This window comes from Stenotrophomonas sp. YIM B06876, from assembly GCF_030711595.1.
Lineage (GTDB): Bacteria > Pseudomonadota > Gammaproteobacteria > Xanthomonadales > Xanthomonadaceae > Stenotrophomonas.
The window spans coordinates 1-619 of the sequence record NZ_JAUJUJ010000477.1 but is presented as its reverse complement, the minus strand read 5'-3'; the positions used below and the strand labels follow the sequence as shown (position 1 = coordinate 619).

Here is a 619-nt window from a genome sequence, read left to right as displayed (position 1 = left end):
ACTGACGCCGCGCGGGCCCGCGCGAAATAATCGCCCCCATGTACCAAGCCCACAGAATCTCGCGCAGCGAAACCGTCCCCATCCGCACCCTGCACTACCATGTGCGCCGCTGGGGGCCGGCCACCTCGGCCCTGCCGCCGCTGGTGCTGGTGCACGGCTGGATGGACGTGGGCGCGTCCTACCAGTTCGTCGTCGATGCGCTGGGCGAAGCCTTTGCCGCCGGCCGCACCATCATCGCCCCCGACTGGCGCGGCTTTGGCCTGAGCATGCCGTCCGCGCCCNCCTCGGCCCTGCCGCCGCTGGTGCTGGTGCACGGCTGGATGGACGTGGGCGCGTCCTACCAGTTCGTCGTCGATGCGCTGGGCGAAGCCTTTGCCGCCGGCCGCACCATCATCGCCCCCGACTGGCGCGGCTTTGGCCTGAGCATGCCGTCCGCGCCCACCGACCACTATGTCTTTGCCGACTACCTGGCCGACCTCGACCGGTTGCTCGACCACTACGCGCCCGAGCAACCGGTCGATCTGGTCGGCCACAGCATGGGCGGCAACGTGGCCATGCTGTACGCGGGCGTGCGGCCCGCGCGCGTGCGCCGGTTGGTCAACCTCGAAGGCTTCGGCCT

1 protein-coding gene is annotated in these 619 nt (G+C 70.6%); it reads left to right on the top strand.

Annotated elements, in window-relative coordinates; translation table 11 throughout:
* Window positions 1-38 precede the first annotated feature (38 nt).
* On the top strand, window positions 39-619 hold a 581-nt coding region (locus QZH66_RS18010), incomplete at its 3' end, for an alpha/beta fold hydrolase (RefSeq protein ID WP_305807176.1).